20 protein-coding genes and 1 pseudogene are annotated in these 22,603 nt (G+C 68.1%); 12 read left to right on the top strand and 9 right to left on the bottom strand.

Translation table 11 applies throughout. From position 1 onward, the window contains the following. Positions 1-9: 9 nt before the first annotated feature. On the bottom strand, positions 10-543 hold the full coding sequence (locus BMW35_RS13495) for a SprT-like domain-containing protein (RefSeq protein ID WP_089670062.1): 534 nt from the start codon (positions 541-543) through the stop codon (positions 10-12). 320 nt (positions 544-863) lie between these two features. On the opposite strand from BMW35_RS13495, the gene BMW35_RS13500 reads away from it, so the two are divergent. Together BMW35_RS13500 and BMW35_RS13505 are read left to right on the top strand one after the other, a co-directional pair. Then, complete coding sequence (locus BMW35_RS13500; protein ID WP_089670063.1) at positions 864-2,195, top strand: ammonium transporter; 1,332 nt, start codon at positions 864-866, stop codon at positions 2,193-2,195. Continuing rightward, the gene (locus tag BMW35_RS13505) at positions 2,188-2,541 is read left to right on the top strand and encodes a nitrogen regulatory protein GlnK1 (protein WP_089670064.1); all 354 of its coding nucleotides are present in this window, start codon (positions 2,188-2,190) and stop codon (positions 2,539-2,541) included. The genes BMW35_RS13500 and BMW35_RS13505 overlap by 8 nt, the downstream gene beginning before the upstream one ends. Positions 2,542-2,574: 33 nt before the next feature. Here the strand turns inward: BMW35_RS13505 and BMW35_RS13510 are convergent, their stop codons facing one another. The 4 genes from BMW35_RS13510 to sucC all read right to left on the bottom strand — a co-directional run bounded on the left by BMW35_RS13510 (position 2,575) and on the right by sucC (position 6,175). Further along, complete coding sequence (locus BMW35_RS13510) at positions 2,575-3,606, bottom strand: DNA-methyltransferase (RefSeq protein WP_089670065.1); 1,032 nt, start codon at positions 3,604-3,606, stop codon at positions 2,575-2,577. Positions 3,607-3,673: 67 nt separating this feature from the next. Further along, positions 3,674-3,874 (bottom strand): DUF7835 family putative zinc beta-ribbon protein, encoded by a 201-nt coding sequence (locus BMW35_RS13515; protein WP_089670066.1) that lies wholly within the window; start codon positions 3,872-3,874, stop codon positions 3,674-3,676. Between the two features lie 286 nt (positions 3,875-4,160). Further along, positions 4,161-5,030: a succinate--CoA ligase subunit alpha gene (sucD, locus tag BMW35_RS13520; RefSeq protein WP_089670067.1), complete on the bottom strand. Its 870-nt coding sequence runs from the start codon at positions 5,028-5,030 to the stop codon at positions 4,161-4,163. Further along, on the bottom strand, positions 5,027-6,175 hold the full coding sequence (gene sucC, locus BMW35_RS13525; RefSeq protein ID WP_089670068.1) for an ADP-forming succinate--CoA ligase subunit beta: 1,149 nt from the start codon (positions 6,173-6,175) through the stop codon (positions 5,027-5,029). Before sucC ends, sucD begins: the two co-directional genes overlap by 4 nt. A gap of 177 nt (positions 6,176-6,352) precedes the next feature. Between sucC and BMW35_RS13530 the strand changes: the two genes are divergently transcribed. The 6 genes and pseudogenes from BMW35_RS13530 to BMW35_RS13555 all read left to right on the top strand — a co-directional run bounded on the left by BMW35_RS13530 (position 6,353) and on the right by BMW35_RS13555 (position 12,649). Next, complete coding sequence (locus BMW35_RS13530) at positions 6,353-7,057, top strand: SDR family oxidoreductase (protein ID WP_089670069.1); 705 nt, start codon at positions 6,353-6,355, stop codon at positions 7,055-7,057. Positions 7,058-7,248: 191 nt separating this feature from the next. Next, positions 7,249-8,592, top strand: coding sequence for a sodium-dependent transporter (locus BMW35_RS13535; RefSeq protein ID WP_089670070.1), 1,344 nt, complete (start codon positions 7,249-7,251; stop codon positions 8,590-8,592). A 139-nt stretch (positions 8,593-8,731) separates the two neighbouring features. Next, positions 8,732-10,165, top strand: a complete 1,434-nt coding sequence (locus BMW35_RS13540; protein ID WP_089670071.1) for a sodium-dependent transporter — start codon at positions 8,732-8,734, stop codon at positions 10,163-10,165. A gap of 83 nt (positions 10,166-10,248) precedes the next feature. After that, positions 10,249-11,793 (top strand): acyl-CoA carboxylase subunit beta, encoded by a 1,545-nt coding sequence (locus BMW35_RS13545; protein WP_089670434.1) that lies wholly within the window; start codon positions 10,249-10,251, stop codon positions 11,791-11,793. Between the two features lie 26 nt (positions 11,794-11,819). Then, a pseudogene (locus BMW35_RS13550) lies at positions 11,820-12,050 on the top strand (acc operon protein); the annotation flags it as partial. 38 nt (positions 12,051-12,088) lie between these two features. Continuing rightward, entirely contained in the window at positions 12,089-12,649 is a 561-nt protein-coding gene (locus BMW35_RS13555) for a GNAT family N-acetyltransferase (RefSeq protein ID WP_089670073.1), read from the top strand. 130 nt (positions 12,650-12,779) lie between these two features. On the opposite strand, the gene BMW35_RS13560 is transcribed toward BMW35_RS13555, so the two are convergent. Beyond that, a complete protein-coding gene (locus BMW35_RS13560) occupies positions 12,780-14,111 on the bottom strand; it encodes a cytochrome P450 (RefSeq protein WP_177170847.1) in 1,332 nt (443 codons plus the stop codon). Between the two features lie 83 nt (positions 14,112-14,194). On the opposite strand from BMW35_RS13560, the gene BMW35_RS13565 reads away from it, so the two are divergent. From BMW35_RS13565 to BMW35_RS13575, 3 genes are all read left to right on the top strand, one after another. Beyond that, positions 14,195-14,851 carry a helix-turn-helix domain-containing protein gene (locus BMW35_RS13565; protein ID WP_089670075.1) on the top strand — a complete coding sequence of 219 codons (657 nt, stop codon included), beginning with the start codon at positions 14,195-14,197 and terminating at the stop codon, positions 14,849-14,851. 70 nt (positions 14,852-14,921) lie between these two features. Then, the gene (locus BMW35_RS13570) at positions 14,922-16,745 is read left to right on the top strand and encodes an acetyl-CoA carboxylase biotin carboxylase subunit (RefSeq protein ID WP_089670076.1); all 1,824 of its coding nucleotides are present in this window, start codon (positions 14,922-14,924) and stop codon (positions 16,743-16,745) included. Between the two features lie 223 nt (positions 16,746-16,968). Beyond that, positions 16,969-19,065, top strand: coding sequence for a CHAT domain-containing protein (locus BMW35_RS13575; RefSeq protein ID WP_089670435.1), 2,097 nt, complete (start codon positions 16,969-16,971; stop codon positions 19,063-19,065). Here the strand turns inward: BMW35_RS13575 and BMW35_RS16075 are convergent. After that, positions 19,062-19,202 (bottom strand): DUF7503 family protein, encoded by a 141-nt coding sequence (locus BMW35_RS16075; protein WP_449404981.1) that lies wholly within the window; start codon positions 19,200-19,202, stop codon positions 19,062-19,064. The genes BMW35_RS13575 and BMW35_RS16075 overlap by 4 nt on opposite strands. A 197-nt stretch (positions 19,203-19,399) precedes the next feature. Here BMW35_RS16075 and BMW35_RS13580 point away from each other — a divergent pair, with 197 nt between their 5' ends. Further along, positions 19,400-20,344 carry a biotin--[acetyl-CoA-carboxylase] ligase gene (locus BMW35_RS13580; protein ID WP_089670077.1) on the top strand — a complete coding sequence of 315 codons (945 nt, stop codon included), beginning with the start codon at positions 19,400-19,402 and terminating at the stop codon, positions 20,342-20,344. A gap of 3 nt (positions 20,345-20,347) precedes the next feature. Here the strand turns inward: BMW35_RS13580 and BMW35_RS13585 are convergent, their stop codons facing one another. Further along, positions 20,348-22,108, bottom strand: coding sequence for an acyl-CoA dehydrogenase family protein (locus BMW35_RS13585; RefSeq protein WP_089670078.1), 1,761 nt, complete (start codon positions 22,106-22,108; stop codon positions 20,348-20,350). 40 nt (positions 22,109-22,148) lie between these two features. Further along, entirely contained in the window at positions 22,149-22,589 is a 441-nt protein-coding gene (locus BMW35_RS13590; RefSeq protein ID WP_089670079.1) for a universal stress protein, read from the bottom strand. Between the last annotated feature and the right edge of the window lie 14 nt (positions 22,590-22,603).

The following is a 22,603-nucleotide window of genomic DNA, read 5'->3' on the forward strand; positions in this document are numbered from 1 at the left end:
AGCGGGCAGTCAATCGTTCGCCTCGCGGGCGTCGAGGCGGCCGCCGCAGCCGCCACACCGGTAGTCGCCGGGATTCTGCACGAGCTTCGACTTCCGGTAGCGCGCCATCCGGCTGCCGCAGTCCCGACAGACCACCCAGTAGTTCGGCTCGGCGAACAGCTCGCAGGTCACCGCGGTCTGGAGGCGCTCGGCCCAGGCCTCGAAGCGGTCGCCGTGGCTCGGGTCGCCGTGTTCGTTCAGGAGGTGGACGTGGACGAGTTCGTGGCGGACGGTCTCCGCGGCCGCGCCCCAGCCGCGGTTCGTGAACACTTTCCACGTGAGCGAGACCGTCTCCGGGTCGCCGTCGCGGTGCCGGACGGCCCCGGCGCGCCGTCGGGCGCGCTTGCTGACCGTCCAGTCGAGGTCGTCGACCGTCACAGAGAGGTCGTAGTTCTCGACGACCTCGCGGGCGTAGACGCGCGCGACCGCGAGGAACTCCTCGGGAGACGCGTCGGTGTCGATGGCGTAGAACGCCGTGTCGAGCCCGGGGTCGTCGACTGTCATCGTCGCTGTGGGTTCGCGGTCACGGGTGGGCCAGTCGGCTGCCGGCTCGGCCTACCGGAGGCGGTGGGCCTGCAAAAATGCTCGCTCGGCCACCCCGACCCGCAGGGTCCAGCCGGCGCGTCTCCCTTATACACCTGATACGCCTCGATACCATTCCCCACACTACCGAACGCAGTATCAGTACTTTACGATTTTCAGGAGTAGCGATAAGTGGATGTTTGGTTTGCTCTTCTACTGGAATGAACGATACGAACGTAGCGGAAACTTCGGAGAATGTTGAACATCGCGGTCCGCAGTCCGGGTCCGGGGGTGGTGCCTGAATGGCGGTCCCCGCCGGCGTCGCCGACGGCATCAACACGGTGTGGGCGCTCGTGGTCGCGTTCCTCATCTTCTTCATGCAGCCCGGATTCGCGCTCCTGGAGAGCGGGCAGGTCCGCGCGAAGAACGTCGGCAACGTCCTGATGAAGAACGTGACCGACTGGACGGTCGGCGTGCTCGCGTACTTCCTGCTCGGCTACGGGCTGTCCTCGGTCCTCGCGTCGCTGACGAGCGGCGCGGCCCTCGGCACGCCGTTCGCGTACTTCGGCGACCCCGGCGGCTGGGTGACGTGGCTGGTCGGCGCGGTGTTCGCGATGACCGCCGCCACCATCGTCTCCGGTGCCGTCGCCGAACGCATGAACTTCCCCGCGTACGTGTTCGTCGCGGTCGTGATGACCGCCGTCGTCTACCCCGTCGCCACCGGGATGACGTGGGGCGGCGGGCTGCTCGCGGTGAACGCCAACGGCCCCGACGGCTACATCGCGCGCGTCGTCGGCGCGGGCTACCTCGACTTCGCGGGTGCCACCGTCGTTCACATGCTCGGTGGCGTCGCCGGCCTCGTCGGCGCGTGGTTCGTCGGCCCCCGCGAGGGCCGCTTCGACGCCAGCGGCGACAGCCACCCCATCCCCGGCCACTCGATGCTGCTGGCCGTCCTCGGGACGCTCATCCTCGCGTTCGGCTGGTACGGCTTCAACGTCGGCACCTCGGCCATCTACGGCGCTGACAACACGCTGCTGTCCGCCCAGCTCGGGCGCGTCGCGCTCAACACCACGCTCGGCATGGGGGCCGGCGCGGTCGCAGCGATGGTCGTCTCGGCGCGCCGCCAGGGCAAGCCCGACCCGCTGTGGACCGCCAACGGCCTGCTCGCCGGCCTCGTCGCCGTGACGGGTGCCGTCCCGCACGTGACCTGGGCCGGCGGCATCGTCCTCGGCGCGCTCGGCGGCGCGCTCGTCCTGCCGACGTACCGCTTCGTCGTGGACGCGCTGCGCGTCGACGACGTCTGTGGCGTGTTCGCCGTCCACGGGATGGCGGGCGCGGTCGGCACAGTGCTCATCCCGGTGTTCGCGACCAGCGGGTTCTCCGCCACGCAGCTCGCGATGCAGGTCGTCGGCGTCGCCGTCATCGGTGCCTGGGCGGTCGTCGGCAGCGGCGCGACGTTCTGGGTCGCGGACCTCCTGTTCGGCCTCCGGGTCTCCCCCGAGGAGGAGGAAGCCGGCCTCGACGCCAGCGAACACGGCGTCGCGGCCTACCCCGAGTTCACTGGCGGCGGCAGCCCGGACAGCCAGCCAGTGAGCGCCGACGGCGGCTACGCCGGGGGTGACAGCGATGACTGACGACGACATCGAGATGGTCGTCGCCTACGTCCGTCCGGACGTCCTCTCGAACGTCAAGCAGGCGATTGCGAACGCCGGCGCGCCGTCGCTCACGGTGACGAAGGTCTCCGGGCGCGGCAGCCAGCCCGTGAAGACCGAGCAGTGGCGCGGCGAGGAGTACACCGTCGACCTCCACGAGAAAGCGAAAGTCGAGTGCGTCGTCGCGGACGTCGAGACCCAGCGCGTGGTCGACGCCATCGCGGACGCCGCTCACACCGGCGAGAAAGGCGACGGCAAGGTGTTCGTGCTGCCTGTGTCGTCGGCGGTTCAGATTCGCACCGGGAAGACGGGGCCGGACGCGGTCTAGGTCCACTGCCGCCGGCGTTCAGTCCGATACCTCTCAGTCCTCTGTGTCGTACGGTCGGTGTGTCGCCCGCCAGCCGTCGTCACGCTCCGCGACGTCTGTGACCTCGTACAGCCGGAGTCCTCGTTCCTGTTTCGTGCGCACCGGCGTGTCGTAGTGGTCGGACTCGTACGAGAGGTCGGCGTCCGTCCCGGCGACGAACTCGCGGTGGGCTGCCAGCCGGTCGGCCACGAGGTCACGGGAGAGTCCGGGCGCGTCCCGGATGCGGTCGTCGAACGCCGCGGCGAGGTCCGGGTCCGTCTCGACGCCGACGGAACTCCGGCCCGCCACGGCCGCCGCGAGGCTCGTCGTCCCCGTCCCCCAGAACGGGTCGAGGACGGTGTCGCCGTAGACGGAGTACATGTTCACGAGACGATACGGCAGTTCGAGCGGGAAGGCGGCCGAGCGCTCCCGCAACTCGGGGTCGGCCAGCGCCTGCCGCGCGCCGTTGAGGTCCGTCCAGACGTCGGAGAACCAGTCGTTGCGCTCCTCCCAGAAGTACGCCGCCTCGTAGCGCCGGTCGGCCCCCGGCTCGAACTCGCGGCGGCTGCCGTTCCGGAAGACGAGGACGTGTTCGTGTTCGAGCGTGACGTAGGCGTTCGGCGGCACCATCCCGGAGCCCATGAACTTCGCCGCGGAGTTCGCGGGCTTCCGCCAGAGTACGCCCGGCAGCGGGTCGAAGCCCAGATCGGCGAACGCCTCGGTGACCCGGGCGTGGTTGTCGTAGACCCGGAACCGACCGAGCGACCGAGTGGCGTCACCGACGTTCACCACGGCGATGCCGCCCGGCCGGAGGACGCGACCGACCTCCCGCCAGGCGTCGGCGAGGACCGCGTGCATCAGGTCGTGGGCGCGCTCGCCGTCGCCGGCGTCCAGCGCACGCCCGATTTCGCGGTCGAGGTCGGCGAAGACCTCGTCCCACATCTCGATCATCGGGTACGGCGGGGACGTGACCACGAGGTCCACGCTGTCGTCGGCGAGGGGTAGCTCCCGGGCGTCACCGACGTGCACGCGGTGCGTGGTCTCCATCACCTCACGCGACTAGACCCGGCCCCAAACCAGTTTCGGCACCGGGCCGAGCCGAGTGTCGCGGTCCTCAGGCGTCGTTCATGCGGCGGGACCGGCTGGTCTCGCAGCGCCGGCACGTCGCCACCCGGTACGGCTCCCGTGAGAACGCCGCGTTCTCGCCGGGGTCGTCGCTCTCGGCGCGCAGTTCGATGTGGACGTCGTGTGGGGTGTCGCGGCTGCAGGACTCACAGCGCTCCTGCCGTTCCGTCCCCATGGGTGTGGTCGCCATCGTGACTCGTCAGTGACGTGGCAGGGGCATAAGCCGGGACGACGCTCGCCCGGGCTCTGCCCGAATTAACCCGGATTAAATCGCCGAAATGCTGGGGTTTCACGCCTCGAAAACCCAGAATCAGTTTTGCCGGGGTGATTCAGTGATTTCTGCCCGTCGACGGCGGGCAAGTCTAGTGTCACCGAACCGAGTGGTCGGGGGCGCTCGGGGGCCGAGGGACAGCGAAGCCGCTACCGGAGCCGACCAGCGCGAGAAATTGCAGAACGGTGGACCGCGAGTGCGCGGTCTACAGCAGGTCTTCGATGTTGTCGGCGACCTCCTCGGGGGTGTCGCCGACGGGGACGCCCGCGTCGTTCAGGGCGTTGATCTTGGACTCCGCGGTGCCGGTGCCGCTGCCGGAGACGATAGCGCCCGCGTGGCCCATGCGCTTGCCCGGCGGCGCGGTGCGGCCCGCGATGAAGCCGGCGACCGGCGTGTCCATGTGCTGGGCGATGTACTCGGCGGCCTCCTCCTCGTCTTCGCCGCCGATTTCGCCGCACATCACGACGGCGTCGGTCTCCTCGTCGGCCTCGAACAGCTCGAGGGCGTCGATGAAGTCCGTCCCGATGATGGGGTCGCCGCCGATGCCGATGGCGGTCGTCTGGCCGATGCCGCGCTGCGTGAGCGAGTCCACGACCTGGTAGGTGAGGGTGCCCGAGCGGGAGACGAGGCCGACGTTCCCCTCGGAGAAGATGTTCCCCGGAAGGATGCCGAGCTTCGCCTCGCCTGGCGTGATGATGCCGGGGCAGTTCGGGCCCTGGAGGCGGGTGTCCGTCTCCTGCAGGCGCTTGTTCACCTTCGCCATGTCCTGGGTCGGGATGCCCTCGGTGATGGCGACGGCGAGGTCGAGGTCCGTGTCCAGCGCCTCGAAGATGGCGTCGCCGGCGAACGCCGGCGGCACGAAGATGACCGACGCGTCGGCGTCTTCCTCGTCCACGGCGTCGTGGACGGTGTCGTAGACGGGAACGCCGGCGACCTCCTGGCCGCCCTTCCCGGGCACCGCGCCCGCGACGACGTTCGTCCCGTAGTCCATCATCTGTTCGGCGTGGAACTTGCCTTCCCCGCCCGTGATGCCCTGCACCACGACGCGAGTGTCGTCGTCGACTAGAATGCTCATTGGTCTCCCTCCTCGTCAGCGAAGTCGACGGCGCGCTGCACAGCGCCCTCGAGGGTCTCCTCGACGGTCACGAGCTCGTCGTTCAGAATCTCGCGGCCCTCTGCGGCGTTCGTGCCGGCGAGCCGCACAACGACGGGCTTCGGAATCTCGTCGAACTGTTCGAGCGCGGCGTTGATGCCCTTCGCGACTTCGTCGCCCCGGGTGATACCCCCGAAGATGTTGAAGACGACGCTGTCGACGTTCTCGTCGCTGAACACCATGTCCAGGGCGTTCGTGACGCGTTCGGCCTTCGCGCCGCCGCCGATGTCCAGGAAGTTCGCGGGCTTGCCGCCGTAGTAGTCCACGAGGTCCAGGGTCGTCATCACGAGCCCGGCACCGTTGCCGATGATGCCCGTGTTGCCGTCGAGGCGCACGTAGTCGAAGCCGTACTCGTTGGCCTTGGCTTCGAGGTCGTCCTCGGCGGCTTCCTCCTCCATCTCGGCGAGTTCGGGCTGGCGGAACAGCGCGTCCTCGTCGATGTTCATCACGGCGTCCGCGGCGATGACCTCGTCGTCTGCCGTGACCATCAGCGGATTGACCTCGACGTCGCTGCCGTCGCGGTCCTCGTAGAGGTCGTACAGCGTGGTGAGGATGGACGCCACGTCACCCGCGACTTCGCGGGGGATGCCGGCGTCGTAGACGGCCTTCCGGGCCTGATACGGGTGGAGGCCGAAGGCGGGGTCGACGTGCTCGCGTGCGATGGCGTCGGGGTCCTCTTCGGCGACCTCCTCGATGTTCACGCCGCCGCGCTCCGAGACCATGACGACGGGCTGGCCCTCGCCGCGGTCCATCGTCACGCCGACGTACAGTTCGTTCGTGAAGTCGACGGCCTTCTCGACGAGGACCTTGTTGACCGTGTAGCCCTTGAGGTCCATGCCGAGGATGTCCTCGGCGGCCTCGCGGGCTTCGTCGGCGTCCTCGACCAGTTTGATGCCGCCGGCCTTCCCGCGGCCGCCGACGTGTACCTGGGCCTTCACCGCGACGGGGTAGCCGAGGTCCTCAGCGACCTCTACTACCTCGTCGGCAGTCGTGGCGAGCGCCGACCCCGGGGTCGGGATGCCCGCGTCGGCGAAGACTTGCTTCGCCTGGTACTCGTGAAGCTTCATGCGTTCGAAAACGCGACCCGGGCGCGCATAAAGCCCATCGTTCTCCGTTTCCGGACACGCCTGCTGGTACCGACAGGAAACCGCTATGACCGCCTAGAACCGGATGGTTCCACGGTCACGAACCGGCTCTGTCGGCCCGCGGATACGTTTACGGTGGGGCGGGCCCTTGGTAGCTGCATGCACGCCGAATTCGACTGTTCGGACGACGTGGTACTGGTCACGGGCGCGTCTGGCGCGCTCGGGAGCGAGGTCTGCCGGGCGTTCGACGACGCCGGCGCGACGGTCTGCGGGACGGACGTGGTGGAACCCAGCGAGGACACCGAGCTGGACCGCGGCGAGGTGTCGTTCTACCGCGGCGACCTCACGGACGAGACGCAGGCCGAACAGGTCGTCTCGGGCGTCGTCGACGCCCACGGCGGCCTCGACGCGCTCTGCAACGTCGCGGGTATGTGGCAGGGCGGCGACCCCATCGAGGAGACAGACGCCGAGACGTTCGACGCCGTGTTCGACGTGAACCTGAAGACGATGTTCCTCGCGTCGAAGTTCGCGCTCCCGCACCTCCAGGACAGCGGCGGCAGTATCGTCTCCGTCTCTGCTCGCGCGTCGCTGGAGGGCGGCGAGGGCGACGGCCCCTACCGGGCGGCGAAGGCGGGCGTCCGCCTCCTCACGGAGACCATCGCCGAGGAGAACCGCGGCGAGGTGCGCGCGAACGCCGTCATGCCGTCGGTCATCGACACGCCGCAGAACCGCGAGATGCTGCCCGACGCCGACCACGACTCGTGGGTCGACCCCGCGGAAATCGCCCGCGTCGTTCTGGCACTTTCCACCGACGCCACCCCGCCCACGAGCGGCGGCGCGATTCCGGTCTACGGCGAGGCCTGACTCGCCACCGCCGCTCCGCACTGGACTTTCGATTCCGCTACAACACGCCCCCGCCACTGGACGCTCGTCACGCTCCCGGTCGCATAGCCGTCCGGGACTGGACACACGGTAACCGAGTGTCCTGTTGGCGTGTTGTACTCTACCAATCCGAACGGCTTTTCAAGCGGGCACGGAGAACGGCGTGGTAGACCATGGCAGAACGAGAAACGTGGGGGACCAGAATCGGGTTCATTCTGGCCGCCGTCGGCAGCGCAGTGGGACTAGGGAACATCTGGCAGTTCCCGTTCAAGACCTCGACCGAAGGCGGCGCGGCCTTCGTGTTCGTCTACCTCGTCGCCGCGCTCCTCATCGGCCTCCCCGCCATCCTCGGGGAGTTCGTCGTCGGGCGGCGCGCGAACATCAACGCGGTCGAAGCGTTCGACCGCCTCAAACACCCGGCGTGGACGGTCGTCGGCGCACTCGGGCTGCTGACTGGGCTGTGGATTCTCTCGTACTACAGCGTCGTCGGCGGCTGGGTCACGCGCTACATCGTCGGCAGCGCCACCGGCGCGTACTTCGCCGCGCCCGCCGAGTACTTCGGCCGCGTGTCGATGGGCTGGGAGGCAATCGCCTTCCACGGCGGCTTCATGGCCGTCACTGCCGGCATCGTCGCGTTCGGCATCGAGGACGGCATCGAGAAGGCGACCAAACTGATGGTGCCGTCCATCATCGTGATGCTCGTCGGCCTCGCCGTGTACGCGTTCACGCTCGACGGCGCGGGGGCCGCCTACGAGTTCTACCTCTCCCCCGACTTCGGATTCATCGCGGACAACCTCGGGACCATCGTTCCGTACGCCGTCAGTCAGGCGTTCTTCTCGCTGTCGCTGGGGATGGGCGCAATGATAACGTACGCCTCCTACCTCGGTGACGACGACAGCCTGTTCGCCGACGGCAGCCTCATCGTCGTGCTGAACACGGCGGTCGGCCTGCTCGCCGGCCTCGTCGTCATCCCGCTGCTGTTCGTGCAGTTCGGCACCGTGCCGGACGCCGCTGCGGGCGGTGGTGCCGGCGCGCTGTTCGTCTCCGTCGCGCAGGCGTTCGCCGACCTCGGGATGGCCGGCCGCGCGCTCGGCGTCGTGTTCTTCGGCGTCGTGCTCGTCGCCGCGCTCTCCTCGGCAATCAGCCTCCTCGAAGTCGTCACGTCCTACGTCGTCGACAACTACGGCTACAGCCGGCCGGCGACCGCCTTCGGCTTCGGCGGCGCGCTGTTCGCGCTCGGTACGCTGTCCGCGTGGAACACCGCGTGGCTCGGCTGGTTCGACTCGCTGGCCTACGGCGTCCTGCTGCCGCTTTCCGTGCTGCTCGGCGTCATCTTCGTCGGCTGGGTGTACGGCCCGGAGGCCGTCGACGAGATTCAGAAGGGCACCAGCAACGGCGGGTCGTTCGCCACGGCGTGGCTGTGGTCCGTCCGGACGTACGTGCTCGCGGGCGTCTTCGTGACGCTGTACCTCGGGGTCACCGACATCTACTCGGCACCCCCGATTCCCTTCCTCTAGGAATCGTCAGCGAAATCCAGAATTCAGCACAGATTCCAAATTCCGTAACGGTTCTTCACGGCCGCAACGCGGTGGTATTCGGGAGTTGACGATTCGTCGGTCGTAACCCTGAAATGGGGTGGCTTGCTACGCGCTCTCAATGACACGAGAGTCCTGGCAGACGCGACTCGGCTTCATCCTCGCCGCCGTGGGGTCGGCGGTGGGGCTGGGGAACCTCTGGCGGTTCCCCTGGATGACCAGCGAGAACGGCGGTGCGGCCTTCCTCCTCGTTTACCTCGGCGTCGTCCTCCTGGTCGGCGTCCCCGGCCTCCTCGCGGAGTTCGTCATCGGCCGGCGCTCCGGCCGCAACCCGGTCGGCGCGCTCTCCTCGCTCTCCGACTCGAAGGCGTGGTCGGCGTTCGGTCACGTGTTCGTCGTCACTGCCATCGTCCTGCTGTCGTTCTACAGCGTGGTCGGCGGGTGGATTCTCCGGTACGTCGGCGCGAGCGTCACGGGCGCGTACTTCGCGAACCCCGGCGGCTACTTCGACGCCGTGAACTACGGGCTCGAAGCCGCGGGCTTCCACCTCCTCTTCCTCGGTATCACGGCGCTCATCGTGTTACGGGGCGTCAAACGCGGCATCGAGAGCGCGACCAAGGTGATGATGCCCGCCATCGTCGTCCTGCTGGTCGCGCTCGCCGTCTGGGGCGTCACGCTCGACGGCGCGGGCGAGGGGCTCACGTTCCTGCTGTCCCCGGACTTCGCCGCGCTCGAAGCGAACTTCTTCGACATCCTCCCGGTCGCCGCCGGCCAGGCGCTGTTCACGCTCTCGCTGGGCGCTGGCACGATGCTCACGTACGCCTCCTACCTCGGCGAGGACCGGTCGCTCGCCGCCGACGGCACCGCCATCGCCGTGCTGAACACGTTCGTCGGTGTGCTCGCCGGCGTCGTCGTCTTCCCCATCATGTTCGCGCTCGTCGGCGAAGTCGGCGACGGCGGCCCCGGCGCGCTGTTCGTCGGTCTCGCGAGCGCGTTCGCGTCGCTGCCCTACGGCCAGCTCGTCGGCACCGTGTTCTTCGGCGTCGTCGCGCTCGCCGCGCTCTCTTCCTCCATCTCGATGCTGGAGATTCCGGTCTCCTTCCTCGTCGACGAGTACGGCGTCTCCCGACCGACCGCGACCGCCGGGCTGGTCGGCGTCTTCGCGGTCACTGGCTCCGTCTGCGCGCTCGACCCCGGGGTCTTCGACCTCGTCGCGAGCACCATCGTCGACCTCCTGTTGACCGGCGGCCTCGTCGGCTTCCTGCTGTTCGCGGGCTGGGTGCTCGGCCGGGACGCCGTCGCGGAGTACGAACTCGGCGCGGGGGCGTTCGCCAGCCGATTCGGGACGCCGTGGCTGTACGCCGCCGGCGTCTTCATTCCGGTCTTCCTCATCTTCACGTTCGTCTCCGGGCTCGCCGGCGCGCTCGGCGTCTCGGTCGCGTCGACGGAGCTGCTCGGTGTCACGTTCAGCCAGACACGCGTGTTCGTCGTTGTCAGCGTCCTCGTCGCGCTCGCCTCGTTCCTCGGTCTGCGGCGCGCAGACTCGGTCATCTGACGGGTCTGGACCGGCGGTCGACCCATCCCCGTCTCGGAATCCTTTTGCCGTCGGTCGCGGAAACGTCTCTCAATCAGATGACGATGGAAGAGCGCATCGAGGAACTGCGCGAGAAGACCGAGCGCGCACTCCTCGGCGGGGGCGAAGACCGAATCGAGTCCCAGCACGAGAAGGGGAAGATGACGGCCCGCGAGCGCATCGACTACTTCCTCGACGACGGGACCTTCAACGAACTGGACCAGCTCCGCACGCACCGGTCCACGAACTTCGACATGGACGAGACACAGCTCCCGGGTGACGGCGTCGTCACGGGCTACGGCGAGGTCAACGGCCGCACGACGTTCGTGTTCGCCCACGACTTCACCGTCTTCGGCGGGAGCCTCGGCGAGGTGTTCGCCGAGAAAGTGACGAAGGTGATGGACCGCGCGATGGAGGTCGGCGCGCCCGTCGTCGGCCTGAACGACTCCGCGGGGGCCCGCATTCAGGAGGGCGTCGACGCCCTCGGCGGGTACGCCGAAATCTTCACGCGCAACGAGAAAGCCTCGGGCGTCGTCCCACAGATTTCCGCCATCATGGGGCCGTGCGCGGGCGGCGCGGTGTACTCGCCGGCCATCACGGACTTCGTCTTCATGGTGAAAGACACCAGTCACATGTTCATCACCGGTCCCGACGTCATCGAGACGGTGACCGGCGAGGAGGTCGGCTTCGAGGAGCTCGGCGGCGCGACGACGCACTCCTCGGAGTCCGGGGTCGCGCACTTCGCTTGCGACAGCGAGGAGGAGGCACTGGACAACATCAAACGCCTGCTTTCGTACCTCCCGCAGAACAACGTCGAAGACCCGCCGCGGGTGGAGCCCTACGACGACCCGGAGCGCCGCGACGAGGCCCTCGAATCCATCGTCCCGGACCAGCCCCGGAAGCCCTACGACATGACCGACGTCATCGACAGCGTCGCGGACGAGGGCTCGTTCTTCGAGGTGCAGGCGAACTACGCGAAGAACATCGTCGTCGGGTTCGCGCGACTCGACGGCCGCTCCGTCGGTATCGTCGCGAACCAGCCCCGCGTGAACGCCGGCACGCTCGACATCGCGGCCTCCGAGAAGGCCAGCCGGTTCGTGCGCTTCTGTGACTCCTTCAACGTCCCCATCCTGACGTTCGTGGACGTGCCCGGGTTCCTGCCCGGCACCGACCAGGAACACAACGGCATCATCCGGCACGGCGCGAAACTCCTGTACGCGTTCAGCGAGGCGAGCGTGCCGCTGATGACGGTTATCACGCGGAAGGCGTACGGCGGTGCCTACGACGTGATGGCGAGCAAGCACATCGGCGCGGACGTCAACTACGCGTGGCCGACCGCCGAAATCGCGGTGATGGGGCCGAAGGGCGCGGTGAACGTCCTCTACGACGACGAACTCGAGGAGGCTGAGGACACCGAGGCGCGCCGGCAGGAGCTCATCGACGAGTACCGCGAGGAGTTCGCGAACCCCTACACGGCCGCGGACCGCGGCTACCTCGACGCGGTCATCGAGCCGACCGAGACCCGACCGCGGCTCGTCGACGACCTCGACATGCTGTCGAGCAAGCGCGAGGACACCCCGGACAAGAAACACGGCAACATCCCGCTGTAATGCCCGCCGAGATGGACCTGACAATTCCCGAGGACGCAACCGACGAGGAGGCGGCTGCCATCGCTGCGGCCGTCCAGAGCCACGTCTCGGCGCTCGCTGCCGCCGCAGAAGCGGCCGAAGACGACGAGGAGACGTGGACCGACCGGAAGTGGGCGTTCGCCGGTCGCGTCGAGGGCCTCGGCGGGCGCTCGGTTCGCGTGCCCGACGGCGCGCCCACGGACGCCTGGAGCGCGGCCGGCCGGCGCGAGCGGTTCTGACAGGGGGCTTTTAGAAGCAGTCCGTCGTTGTTGGGGTCATGCCCGGCCCAGTGTTCCTCGACGGCGATACCGTATCACTCCGTCCAGCGACGGACGCAGACGTCTCGTTTCTCCGGGAGAACGAGCAAGACCCACAGATTCGAGCGTCGCGGAGCGTTCAGACGCCGGTGAGCGAGGAGCAGGCACGGAGACGAATCGGTGGCACGATGGGGCGGAGCGACGACACGCTCGGGCTGCTCGTCTGCCGGGACACGACTCCCGTGGGCTTCGTCTACCTGCTCCGTGAGCAACCGAACGCCGACGTGTATCGGGCCGCCGAACTCGCGTACTGGGTGACTCCCGGAGAGTGGGGGAACGGGTATGCGACTGCGGCCAGCGAACTCGCTGTCGAATACGCGTTCGCCGAACTCGGTCTGCACCGGGTCGACGCCTCGGCGTTCGAGTCGAATACGGCGTCGAAGCGAGTACTGGAGAAACTCGGGTTCACCCGGGAGGGGACGGCTCGGCGTGCCGCCTACGTCGACGGCGAGTGGATTGACGTCGCCGAGTTCGGGCTCCTCGAATCCGAGTGGGCGACCGGCCGCCACGAGCAGTCTTGACTGGTTCGGCCGACCACTCTTCGCGACTGTCGTGGTTGGTTCGCGGGATTCCCTCAACGGTGCTCACGCTGACTACAGATGGCGACGAGGGTCGGGAGCAAGCAGTCGCCGAACAGACGCTGGACTCCCGCTAGCGCGTCTCGAAGGTCGCCCGGACAGTTTCTTCCGGCCGCGTCGTGGAGCCAATATCGACACCGACCCCGTCGTGGTCGTGGTTCACGGTCGTCCGAGCCGCTATCGTCGCCAGCGCGAGCCGTAGCTCCATGCGCGCGAACCGCATCCCGATGCAGTGTCGGGGGCCGCCGCCGAACGGGAAGTAGGCGTACTCGGGGCGGCCGTCTCCGGGCGGGTCGGTGATGTCGTCCCACCGGCTCGGGTCGAAGGTCATCGGGTCGTCCCACCAGCGCTCGTCGATGTGAACGTGGAACTGCGGGAGCGTGACGAACGTTCCCTCGGGGAGCCGGGAACCGTCGACGACCACCGGCTCCCGGGTCTCGCGGAACACTGCGGAAGCTGGCGGATACCGCCGTAAGACTTCCCGGACCACCTGTTCGGTGTAGGACAGCGCTGGAAGGTCGCCCAGCGTCGCGCGCCCGCTGTCGACGACGGCGTCGACTTCTGCCTGCAGGCGGCTCGCCACCGCTGGATTCCGACCGAGTTCGTACAGCGCCCACGTCAGTGCGGTGGCGGTCGTCTCGTGGCCAGCGAACAGGAACGTCACCACCTGGCTCCGGACCTCGGCCTCGCTGGGGCCGTCGGGGTCGTCCTCGCTGGCAGCGACCAGAAGCGAGAGGAGGTCCTTGCCGCTGTCATCGGCGTCCGCGAGCAGCTCTTCGACGACGCCGTCCAACCGTTCGATGCCGCGGCGGTACCGCAGATTCGCGGGCGTCGGGAGCCAGTCCGGGACCGACACGGCGACGGGGTTCTCGCTCGTGCGTTCGCGGATTGCCTCCGCCCCGGCCCGGACCGCTGCGTGCTGGTCGGCCGTCTCAGCGCCGAGCAGCGTCTTCCCGAGCACACGGAGCGTGTACCGGGACGCGACATCTTCGACGGGGACGGCGTCGCTGGTCGCCCACTCGTCGGCTGCCGCCGCGGCGTACGTCGCCATCGTCTCCGCGTAGGTCGCCACGCGCTCGCGGTAGAACAGCGGCTGGAGGCGGCTCCGCTGGCGCTGCCAGCGGTCGCCGTCGGTCAACAGCAGGCCGTCCGAGAGGACGTCGACGCCCGGCCCGTCCGGCTTCTCGTAGGCGGCGTCATCCTCAACGAGGACCTGTCGGATACCGTCCGGATGGAGGACAGTCGCCATATCGTAGGTCCCCATCGAGAACCGAACGACGTCGCCGGTCTCACCGAGGCGTTGGTACAGCTCGTAGGGGTCCCGGGCGAACGTCACGGCGCTCCCGACGAGCGGGACTCCGTTGTGTTTCGGTGCCAGTGGCGCGCGGTCGGCTGGTTCGCTCACGTCGCGGGCTTCGCGTGAGCCCCGAATCGGCGTTGGCGCGTCCACACTAGCCTATTTATGAGTGTCGCCGGTACGGAGCGACGATGCGGCACCTGCGCGTCCGTCTGGCGTTCCCGCCGCGCACCCGTCACCCGATGCACCAGTTCCTCGTCGACCACCCGGCGCTCCACCGCGAGGAGCTGTGGTCGTGGAACTTCGAAGGCGCAGCCCCAGCGGTGCTGTTCCGCGTCGAGGGGGCCCGAGAGCCCTACCGGAAGCGCATCGCCGACGTCGACAGCATCGCGGGCTTCGACCTGACTACCGGCGGGGACGGCTGGTTCTACGCGTTCGTCCGCGGGACGCCCACCGCCGAGGAGTGGGAGTGGCTGCTGGCGTTCGCGTACGCGTCGCTGCTCGTCGTGCCGCCCGTCGTCTACACTGACGAGGGGGACGCGGTGTTCGAGGTGGTCGGCGAGCCGGACCATCTGCGGGGGCTCCTCTCGGAACTCCCGGCACGTGTCGACACGACCGTCGAGCGGGTCGGGGAGTACGACCGCCGTCGGGGGCCGGCGGTACCGCTGACCGACCGTCAGCGGGAGGTCGTGGCTGCGGCGGTCGACCTCGGGTACTACGACGTGCCGCGGGCGGCGACACTAGCGGACGTGGCGGCCGAGGTCGGGGTGGCGTCGTCGACGGTCTCCGACCACCTTCGGAAGGCGGAGTCCGTGGTGATGTCAGAACTCCGCGGCCCCACCGGGTGACCCCTTCGAGGGGCGGCCCGTCCCAGAACCGAAGCTATGAGTAGGGCGTCCCAAGAACGAACGTTCAAGAATGTTCGAGAAGGTGCTCGTCGCGAACCGCGGCGAAATCGCGGTGCGGGTGATGCGGGCCTGTGACGACCTCGGTGTCGACACGGTCGCCGTCTACAGTGACGCGGACAAACACGCGGGCCACGTCCGGTACGCGGACGAGGCGTACAACGTCGGGCCGGCGCGCGCGGCCGACTCCTACCTCGACCACGAGGGCATCATCGACGCCGCGAAGCAGGCCGACGCGGACGCCATCCACCCGGGCTACGGCTTCCTCGCGGAGAACGCCGAGTTCGCCGGCAAGGTCGAGGACACCGAGGGCGTCACGTGGGTCGGCCCGTCCGCGGACTCGATGCGCCAGCTCGGCGAGAAGACCAGCGCTCGGAAGACGATGCGGGAGGCCGACGTGCCCATCGTCCCCGGTACCACGGACCCCGTGGAGTCCGTCGAGGAGATTCACGAGTTCGGCGAGGAGCACGGCTACCCAATCGCCATCAAGGCCGAGGGCGGCGGTGGCGGCCGCGGCATGAAGATCGTGCGGAGCGAGGACGAGGCCGAGGACCAGCTGGAGTCCGCCGAGCGCGAGGGCGAGGCGTACTTCGACAACGCGAACGTCTACCTCGAACGGTATCTGGAGAACCCCCGACACATCGAGGTCCAGATTCTCGCCGACCACCACGGGAACGTCCGGCACCTCGGCGAGCGCGACTGCTCGCTGCAGCGCCGCCACCAGAAGGTCATCGAGGAGGGGCCGAGCCCCGCGCTCACCGACGAACTCCGGGAGGAGATTGGACGCGCAGCCCGTCGCGGCGCGGACTCCGCGGGCTACTACAACGCGGGCACCTTCGAGTTCCTCGTCGAGGAGGACCCCGACCGCGAGCCCGGCGAACTGCTCGGACCGGAGACGGACTTCTACTTCCTCGAAGTGAACACCCGCATCCAGGTCGAGCACACCGTCACGGAGGAGCTGACCGGCATCGACATCGTGAAGTGGCAGCTCAAGGTCGCGTCCGACGACGAGCTCACGTTCGAGCAGGACGACGTGGAGCTGGACGGTCACGCGGTCGAGTACCGCATCAACGCGGAGAACGCCGCCAACGACTTCGCGCCGGCGACGGGCGGTGAACTGGAGACCTACGACCCGCCGGGCGGCATCGGCGTGCGGGTCGACGACGCGCTCCGGCAGGGCGACGACCTCGTCACCGACTACGACTCGATGGTCGCGAAGCTCATCGTCCACGGCGGCGACCGCGAGGAGTGCCTGGCGCGCTCCCGGCGCGCGCTCGCCGAGTACGACATCGAGGGCATCCCGACTATCGTTCCCTTCCACCGGCTGATGCTGGAGGACGACGAGTTCGTCGGCGGCACGCACACGACGAAGTACCTCGACGAGGATCTCGACGAGGAGCGTGTCGCCGACGCGCAGGAGCAGTGGGGCGGCGACACCACCTCCGAGGGCAGCGACGAGGACGTCGTCGAACGCGACTTCACGGTCGAAGTCAACGGCAAGCGCTTCGAGGTCAACCTCGAGGAGCGCGGCGCGGCCCAGCTCGCGACCGGCGGGAGCAGCGGCGGCGAGCGCCCCGAGCCCGCGGGCGGCAGCGACGACAGCGAGACGGTCGTGGAGAGCGACGGCGAGACCGTCGAGGCCGAGATGCAGGGCACCATTCTGGACGTGAACGTCTCCGAGGGCGACGAGGTCGAGCCCGGCGACGTACTCGTCGTCCTTGAGGCGATGAAGATGGAGAACGACGTGGTCGCCTCCCACGGCGGCACCGTTACGCAGGTCGCGGTCAACGAGGACGACAGCGTCGACATGGGCGACGTGCTCGTCGTCATCGACTGACGGCAGCCGAATCTTTATCTGGCGTCACCGTCCTCGGTGACGTACGAGAACATTGGCGGTGGGTCGATCGCCGGAGCCGTGCCCCGACCGGTATCTACAACTCGGTGAGGCGCGTTCACTCGACGGCCCGCCATCCCTTACGCATGATTCACGCCGAGTCCGTCGCTACTGCCCCCGTCGAAAACTACCGACGCGAAGGTCGGCCGAGAGTCGGGTGGTCTGCGTGAAACCGCAGTTCGAGTCGCTAACTAAGCCACCGGGCGTCCGCGTCAGCGACCCGATCGAGAACGCGCAGTTCGAGGTCTACACGGACAACCCCGTGAATCCAACTCCAGCAGACGGCGACCGGTTCGCGCTCCCGGTGGACAACGCAGTCCGGTTCACCGTCACGAAACTGGAGTTCCCGCAACTGTTGAACGTCGACGTCTGGACACAGGACGGTACGCTCGCCGACCAGTCCGTAAACCAGGAAGTGGATTCCTACCCTGCGCGGCAGTACTCCCTCGACATGGACCTCGGGCCGATGAAACTGGCAGTTTCGACCGGTTCGGCGTTCACTGTGCGACGCGAAGGCAACACGACGTACATCTCTTTCCACAATCCAACGCCGATCCGGCTCGGAGCCCGATCACTCCACGAGTCGCCCGCCGCGACCATCACTGTCAGCGACGATCCGGTCGACGGGATGCGCGCAGTCTCCCTGTTTGGCTCTGCACTGAAGACCACTAGCCCCGAACGTTCATTTCCGACGCTACGGGGTCACCCGCCACTCGTCGAGTTGGGGGACAGCTTCGACGCACCCGATGCCCTCTCACGTCCGGAGACGGGCATTGCGATCGAACTCCCCCGAAACTGGGGAGATGTCTACCGGACGAGCTCGCTAGCGTTCTACCTCGGCGCAGACGTCCGTCCGGGCGACGAGCGTACGCTCGTCGTCGATGGTGACCGTCACTCGCTGGACACTCCACAGGGGTTCGAGCGGGGGGTAAACGCGCTCCTCAAACACGTGTTCTTCCTCGACTGCGTCGTCCGAACAGAGGGACTCTACCCAGTAGACCTCCACGAGCGGTCTGTCGTCGAAGACGAGCTCGACTTCGACCTATCGAACATCTACGATGCGTCGCTGTCGACGCGTCTCGCAGCGTACCTCGATGTCCCGACCGAGGTGACGAAGCCACACTGGCCACGCTGGAAGCAGACTGTCGACGTTGCAGCCGAACCCAAACGGGTCGAGTCACTGCCGTTCGTGGTGAACGACCTGGCGGAGATCCGAATTCCCAGAACCGACGAGGAGACACCCGATGTCCGGGAGGAGCCGGAGGCCGTTACGTCGTTCCTTCGCGCTCGCGAAGGCCTCGCTCGGAGTCCCTTGGGGGAAGAACACGAAGACGACAGCGCGTCCGGGTACTCGAACGTGATCAAACCAGACGCGACGAACACGATCGAGCACACGTGGCTCGCGAACGGTTTCCCACTGGGAGCCAGCAAGGCGGCCGCCGAGTACTACAAGCGGCGGTTCGACCACTCGCCCTCCGAGCGGGAGTCCATCCGAATCGACATCGTCTGTAACGACCAGTCGATGACTGAGGAGGACATCGTCGAGGAGTTCTACGGTGCGCGGGACTTCTTCGAGTTCGACATCAGCGTCCACTACGACCTCGAACGAGCCGAACTCCGGGAGTTACTGACCGCTGATATCGACTTCCTTCACTACATCGGGCACGTCGAGGAGGGTGGGTTTCAGTGCAGTGACGGGCTCTTCGACGCGCGGACGCTCGACGAGACAGAGGTCCGGGCATTCCTGTTGAACGCTTGCCGGTCGTACGTACAGGGGCGTGCACTCGTCGATGCGGGGAGCATCGGCGGAATAGTCACGCTTACGGACATCAGCAACGACCCGGCCGTGCGCATCGGCCGAGCGCTCGCACGACTCCTGAACAAGGGGTTCTCGTTGCTCGCTGGGCTGTCTGTCGCGAGAAACGTGACGCTGTTCGGGAACCAGTATATTACGGTCGGTGACGGAACGGTCCAGTTAGTCCAGTCGTCGGCCGGGACACCGACAATGTCCGAGGTTGAGCGGGTTGGGGACGAGTATCGCGTTACGGTTCACGGATACCCGACCTCCCGAACTTCGATTGGGTCGCTCATCACAGTTCACGTAAAAAACCTCACAACCCAGTATCTAAACTCGGGTGAAATTGACGAATATCTCCTTGATGAGAGCGATCTACGGACGTTTTTCCAGCGTGGAGTCTTTCCAGTAATGTTCGAGGGGTCACTGACTTGGAGCGATTACTTACTGGAGAACAGGCTGAATTAAGGTCCAGACGTCGATGCTGTCTCGGACGCCATAGCGGCGCCTGTCGTCGACAGGAACACCAGCATCGAGAACAGCACGCCGATCATTCGCGGGTGGTCCGACAGGAACTGACTGAACTTGTTGTCTGCCATCGTCATCTGTTCCAAGCCACGCCCGTATATTCAATCTATCTGAAAATAACATAGATAAATAAAGTGAAAAGATCGTGGATAGATGACTGGTGCTGGACGCGTCCCGCGCTGAAGCGGGCTCGAAGCGGCGTTTCGTGGCCGCACGGAGACTCGCTGGGATGTACGCGCGAGGTTTAACAGCGACGGCCGGCAACGCGAGTGTGATGAACGACACGCGACGAGCGGTCCTCGACGCGCTCGCCGACGGCCCCGAACCGGGGCCGGCGATCGCCGACGCGCTCGATGTCTCGCGAGCGGCGGTCTGGAAGCACGTCGAGGCGCTCCGTGACGCCGGCTTCGAGGTGGACAGCGGCGACGACGGCTACGTGCTCGCCAGCGTTCCCGAGTACGGCGGGCCCGCCGTCGAATTCGGGCTGGACGCGTCGTTCGACGTGGAGTACCACGACGCAGTCGCGAGCACGAACGACCGCGCGCGGGAACTCGCCACCGAAGGCGCGGCGGACGTGGTCGTGCTCGCGGACCGCCAGACGGGCGGCCGCGGCCGCCGAGACCGCGAGTGGTCGTCGCCGTCCGGCGGTATCTGGGCGAGCCTCGTTCTGCGACCGGACCTGCCGCCCGCTCGCGTCCCGCTGCTGACGCTCGCTGCTGCGGTCGCAGTCACCGACGCCGCGCGGGAGGCCGGCGTCGACGCCGCTATCAAGTGGCCGAACGACGTGGTCGTGCCGGACGAGACGAGCGAGCGCGGCGGCCGGAAGCTGGCGGGCGTCCTGACGGAGATGGAGGGCGAGGCCAGCCGCGTCTCCTGGGTGGTCGTCGGGATGGGCGTGAACGCGAACGTCGACCCCGCCGATCTGGAGGGTGAGGCGACGAGCGTGCGCGCCGAGGCCGGCGACGTGTCACGGCGCGTGTTCGTCCAGCGCGTCCTCGAACGCTTCGACGACCTGCGCGCCGACCCCGACGGCGTGCTCGACGCGTGGCGGGAGCGAGCCGCGACCCTCGGGCAGCGCGTGCGCGTCGACCTCGGCGACGAGACAGTCGAAGGCGAGGCCGTCGACGTCACCGAACACGGCGCGCTCGTCGTGGCGACCGACGACGGCGAGCGCGTCGTCCACTCCGGTGACTGCCAGCACCTCCGGCCGGCGGAGTAGCCATTACTCGACCGTTCTCGACATTTTCAGCGCGTCGGGCGATAGCTCGGCGTAGTGCGCGATGCTCTCGAAGTGGTCGAGGGCGAGGGCGCGCTCCGGACTGGGTCGGTCGTCGCCGAAGGCGTCCCGGACGAACAGCCTCGCGACGGCCGCCTCGCGGGCGTCCCCAGCCGCCAGTCTGTCGGCGGCGAGCGCGAGCAGGGCGCTGGCGGCGACCACGTCGTAGGCGTAGTCCGCGAGCGCCTTCGCGTCGTGCTGGGCGCGGTCGCGGTCCGCGCCCGCGACGGCCGCCATAGACTCCCGGAGCCCGTCTCGCTCGCTGCTGACTCGGCTCACCAGGTCGGCGAGTCGGCTGTCGCGCGCGGCGTCGAGATTCTCGTCCACGCGAGCCAGGAGCGCGTCGGCGGCACCCTCGCGTTCGAGCGCGCGCAGGAGGTCGAGCGCGAGCACGTTCGACGGCCCCTCCCAGATGGGCAGCACCTGTGCGTCCCGGAGCAGGCGCTCGGTGACGTAGTCGGCGACGTAGCCGTCGCCGCCCCGAATCTCCATCGCGTAGGAGGTGGCGTCGACGGCCAGCCGGCCGGTGCGGTACTTCGCGATGGGGACGAGTCCGCGCATGAGCGCGCGAGCGTCGGCGTCTCCCTCGTCCCGCTCGGCGGCGTCGAGCGCGTGGGCGGCTTCCAGCGTGACGGCGACCATGCCCTCGTAGCGGGCGGTCCACTCGGCGAGGTCGCGCCGCATCAGGGGGTGGCCGTCGAGCGCACGCCCGAAGGCCGCCCGGTCGGCGGCGTGGGTCTTGGCTTCGAGGAGTGCGCGGCCCGTGACGCCGACCGCGCCCGCGGCGTTCGCGACGCGCTCGAAGTTCAGCATCGTGGTCATCTGCCGGAAGCCGTTCTCGGGCTCGCCGACGAGGTAGCCGGTCGCGCCCGTCAGCTCGACCTCGCCGGTGGGCACCGTCTCGGTGCCGAGTTTGTCCTTCAGCCGGCGGTACGTCTGGTCGTTCAGGCTGCCGTCGGGGAGCGTGTGCGGCACGAGGAACAGCGAGAGGCCGTCGGTCCCCTCGGGGGCGTCCTCGCGGCGGGCGAGCACGAGCGTCCCCTCCGCGTCCACGTTCGAGCAGAACCACTTCTCGCCGGCGAGCCGGTACGTGCCGTCGTCTGCCTCGACGGCGGTCGTCTCGTTGCGCCCGACGTCGCTGCCGCCCTGCTTCTCCGTGAGGAACATCGCGCCCTCGATGGCGTCCCCGTGGTCCCGGGCGACCAGCCGGTCGAAGTAGTCTCGGAGGACGTCGGGCTGGGGGCTGTGGTCGGCGTAGGTGTCGAGGACGAGCGCGGCACCCGCGGTCATCGACACCGGGCACGCGAACCCGATGTCGGTGTACGCCAGCAGCGCCTGTGCGGTCAGCGAGTACGCGATACCGGGCGCGTCCTCGCGGTCGTCGGGCGCGGTGAAGGCGTCCGCGACGACGCCGAACTCGTAGGTCAGTCGGTCGTTCTCGTGCTGGGCGGGGTGGTAGGTGACGTCGTTCGCTCGCTCGCCCCGGCGGTCGTAGGTGTCCAGTGTCGGCGGGTTCGCGTTCGCCACGTCGGCGTTGTCCGCGACTGTCTCCCCGACGATTCGCCCCCAGTCGTCGAGGCGGTCGTCGACCCACGGCCAGTCGGCGTCGTCGGTCAGTCGACGAGCGTGGCGTCGCAGGGTCGGGTCCCACTGCCAGTAGTTGCAGTCCCGACCCTCGTCGAGACTGCCGTAGTCGAGACTGTCCATGCGAACTGTTGCCGGGCCGTCGTGCTTGAAGGTTCGCCCGCTACTCGTCGACGCGAACCGTCAGCACGGGCACCGTCGAGGACCGCACGACTTTCTCGGCGACGCTCCCGAGCAGGAGGCGGTCGATGCCGCCCCGGCCGTGTGTCCCCATCACGACGAGGTCGCAGTCCTCGTCCTCGGCGTACCGCACGATTTCACGCGCGGGGTTGCCGTCCGCGAGCTCCCGCTCCGCGTCGACGCCGTGGTCCTCGGCGACGGCGGCGACGTCGTCGAGCGCCGTCGACCCCTCCTCGCTCAGCATCGCGGAGACGTTCTCCCAGGAGGAGTCCATCGGCAGCCCCGCGAAACTCGCGGAGTTCACGACGTAGAGCGCGTGAATCGTCGCGCCATGCTCGGCGGCCAGATCGACGGCCTGCTGGACGGCCTCTATCGTCGCGTCGGAGCCGTCCGTCGGCACGAGGATGCGCTCGTAGCGACCCATCGTGTGGTAGTTCT

The organism is Halobacterium jilantaiense (assembly GCF_900110535.1).
Taxonomy (GTDB): domain Archaea; phylum Halobacteriota; class Halobacteria; order Halobacteriales; family Halobacteriaceae; genus Halobacterium; species Halobacterium jilantaiense.

What these genes read in the sequence shown, in the direction of transcription:
- BMW35_RS13530 (WP_089670069.1), top strand. Translation starts at nt 6,353, where the DNA reads ATGCACGCCGAATTCGACTGTTCGGACGACGTGGTACTGGTCACGGGC.
- BMW35_RS13580 (WP_089670077.1), top strand. Translation starts at nt 19,400, where the DNA reads ATGAACGACACGCGACGAGCGGTCCTCGACGCGCTCGCCGACGGCCCC.
- BMW35_RS13540 (WP_089670071.1), top strand. Translation starts at nt 8,732, where the DNA reads ATGACACGAGAGTCCTGGCAGACGCGACTCGGCTTCATCCTCGCCGCC.
- BMW35_RS13500 (WP_089670063.1), top strand. Translation starts at nt 864, where the DNA reads ATGGCGGTCCCCGCCGGCGTCGCCGACGGCATCAACACGGTGTGGGCG.
- sucC (WP_089670068.1), bottom strand. Translation starts at nt 6,175, where the DNA reads ATGAAGCTTCACGAGTACCAGGCGAAGCAAGTCTTCGCCGACGCGGGC.
- BMW35_RS13555 (WP_089670073.1), top strand. Translation starts at nt 12,089, where the DNA reads ATGCCCGGCCCAGTGTTCCTCGACGGCGATACCGTATCACTCCGTCCA.
- BMW35_RS13515 (WP_089670066.1), bottom strand. Translation starts at nt 3,874, where the DNA reads ATGGCGACCACACCCATGGGGACGGAACGGCAGGAGCGCTGTGAGTCC.
- BMW35_RS13510 (WP_089670065.1), bottom strand. Translation starts at nt 3,606, where the DNA reads ATGGAGACCACGCACCGCGTGCACGTCGGTGACGCCCGGGAGCTACCC.
- BMW35_RS13495 (WP_089670062.1), bottom strand. Translation starts at nt 543, where the DNA reads ATGACAGTCGACGACCCCGGGCTCGACACGGCGTTCTACGCCATCGAC.
- BMW35_RS13545 (WP_089670434.1), top strand. Translation starts at nt 10,249, where the DNA reads ATGGAAGAGCGCATCGAGGAACTGCGCGAGAAGACCGAGCGCGCACTC.
- BMW35_RS13535 (WP_089670070.1), top strand. Translation starts at nt 7,249, where the DNA reads ATGGCAGAACGAGAAACGTGGGGGACCAGAATCGGGTTCATTCTGGCC.
- BMW35_RS13570 (WP_089670076.1), top strand. Translation starts at nt 14,922, where the DNA reads ATGTTCGAGAAGGTGCTCGTCGCGAACCGCGGCGAAATCGCGGTGCGG.
- BMW35_RS13585 (WP_089670078.1), bottom strand. Translation starts at nt 22,108, where the DNA reads ATGGACAGTCTCGACTACGGCAGTCTCGACGAGGGTCGGGACTGCAAC.
- BMW35_RS13565 (WP_089670075.1), top strand. Translation starts at nt 14,195, where the DNA reads ATGCGGCACCTGCGCGTCCGTCTGGCGTTCCCGCCGCGCACCCGTCAC.
- BMW35_RS13505 (WP_089670064.1), top strand. Translation starts at nt 2,188, where the DNA reads ATGACTGACGACGACATCGAGATGGTCGTCGCCTACGTCCGTCCGGAC.
- sucD (WP_089670067.1), bottom strand. Translation starts at nt 5,030, where the DNA reads ATGAGCATTCTAGTCGACGACGACACTCGCGTCGTGGTGCAGGGCATC.
- BMW35_RS16075 (WP_449404981.1), bottom strand. Translation starts at nt 19,202, where the DNA reads ATGACGATGGCAGACAACAAGTTCAGTCAGTTCCTGTCGGACCACCCG.
- BMW35_RS13590 (WP_089670079.1), bottom strand. Translation starts at nt 22,589, where the DNA reads ATGGGTCGCTACGAGCGCATCCTCGTGCCGACGGACGGCTCCGACGCG.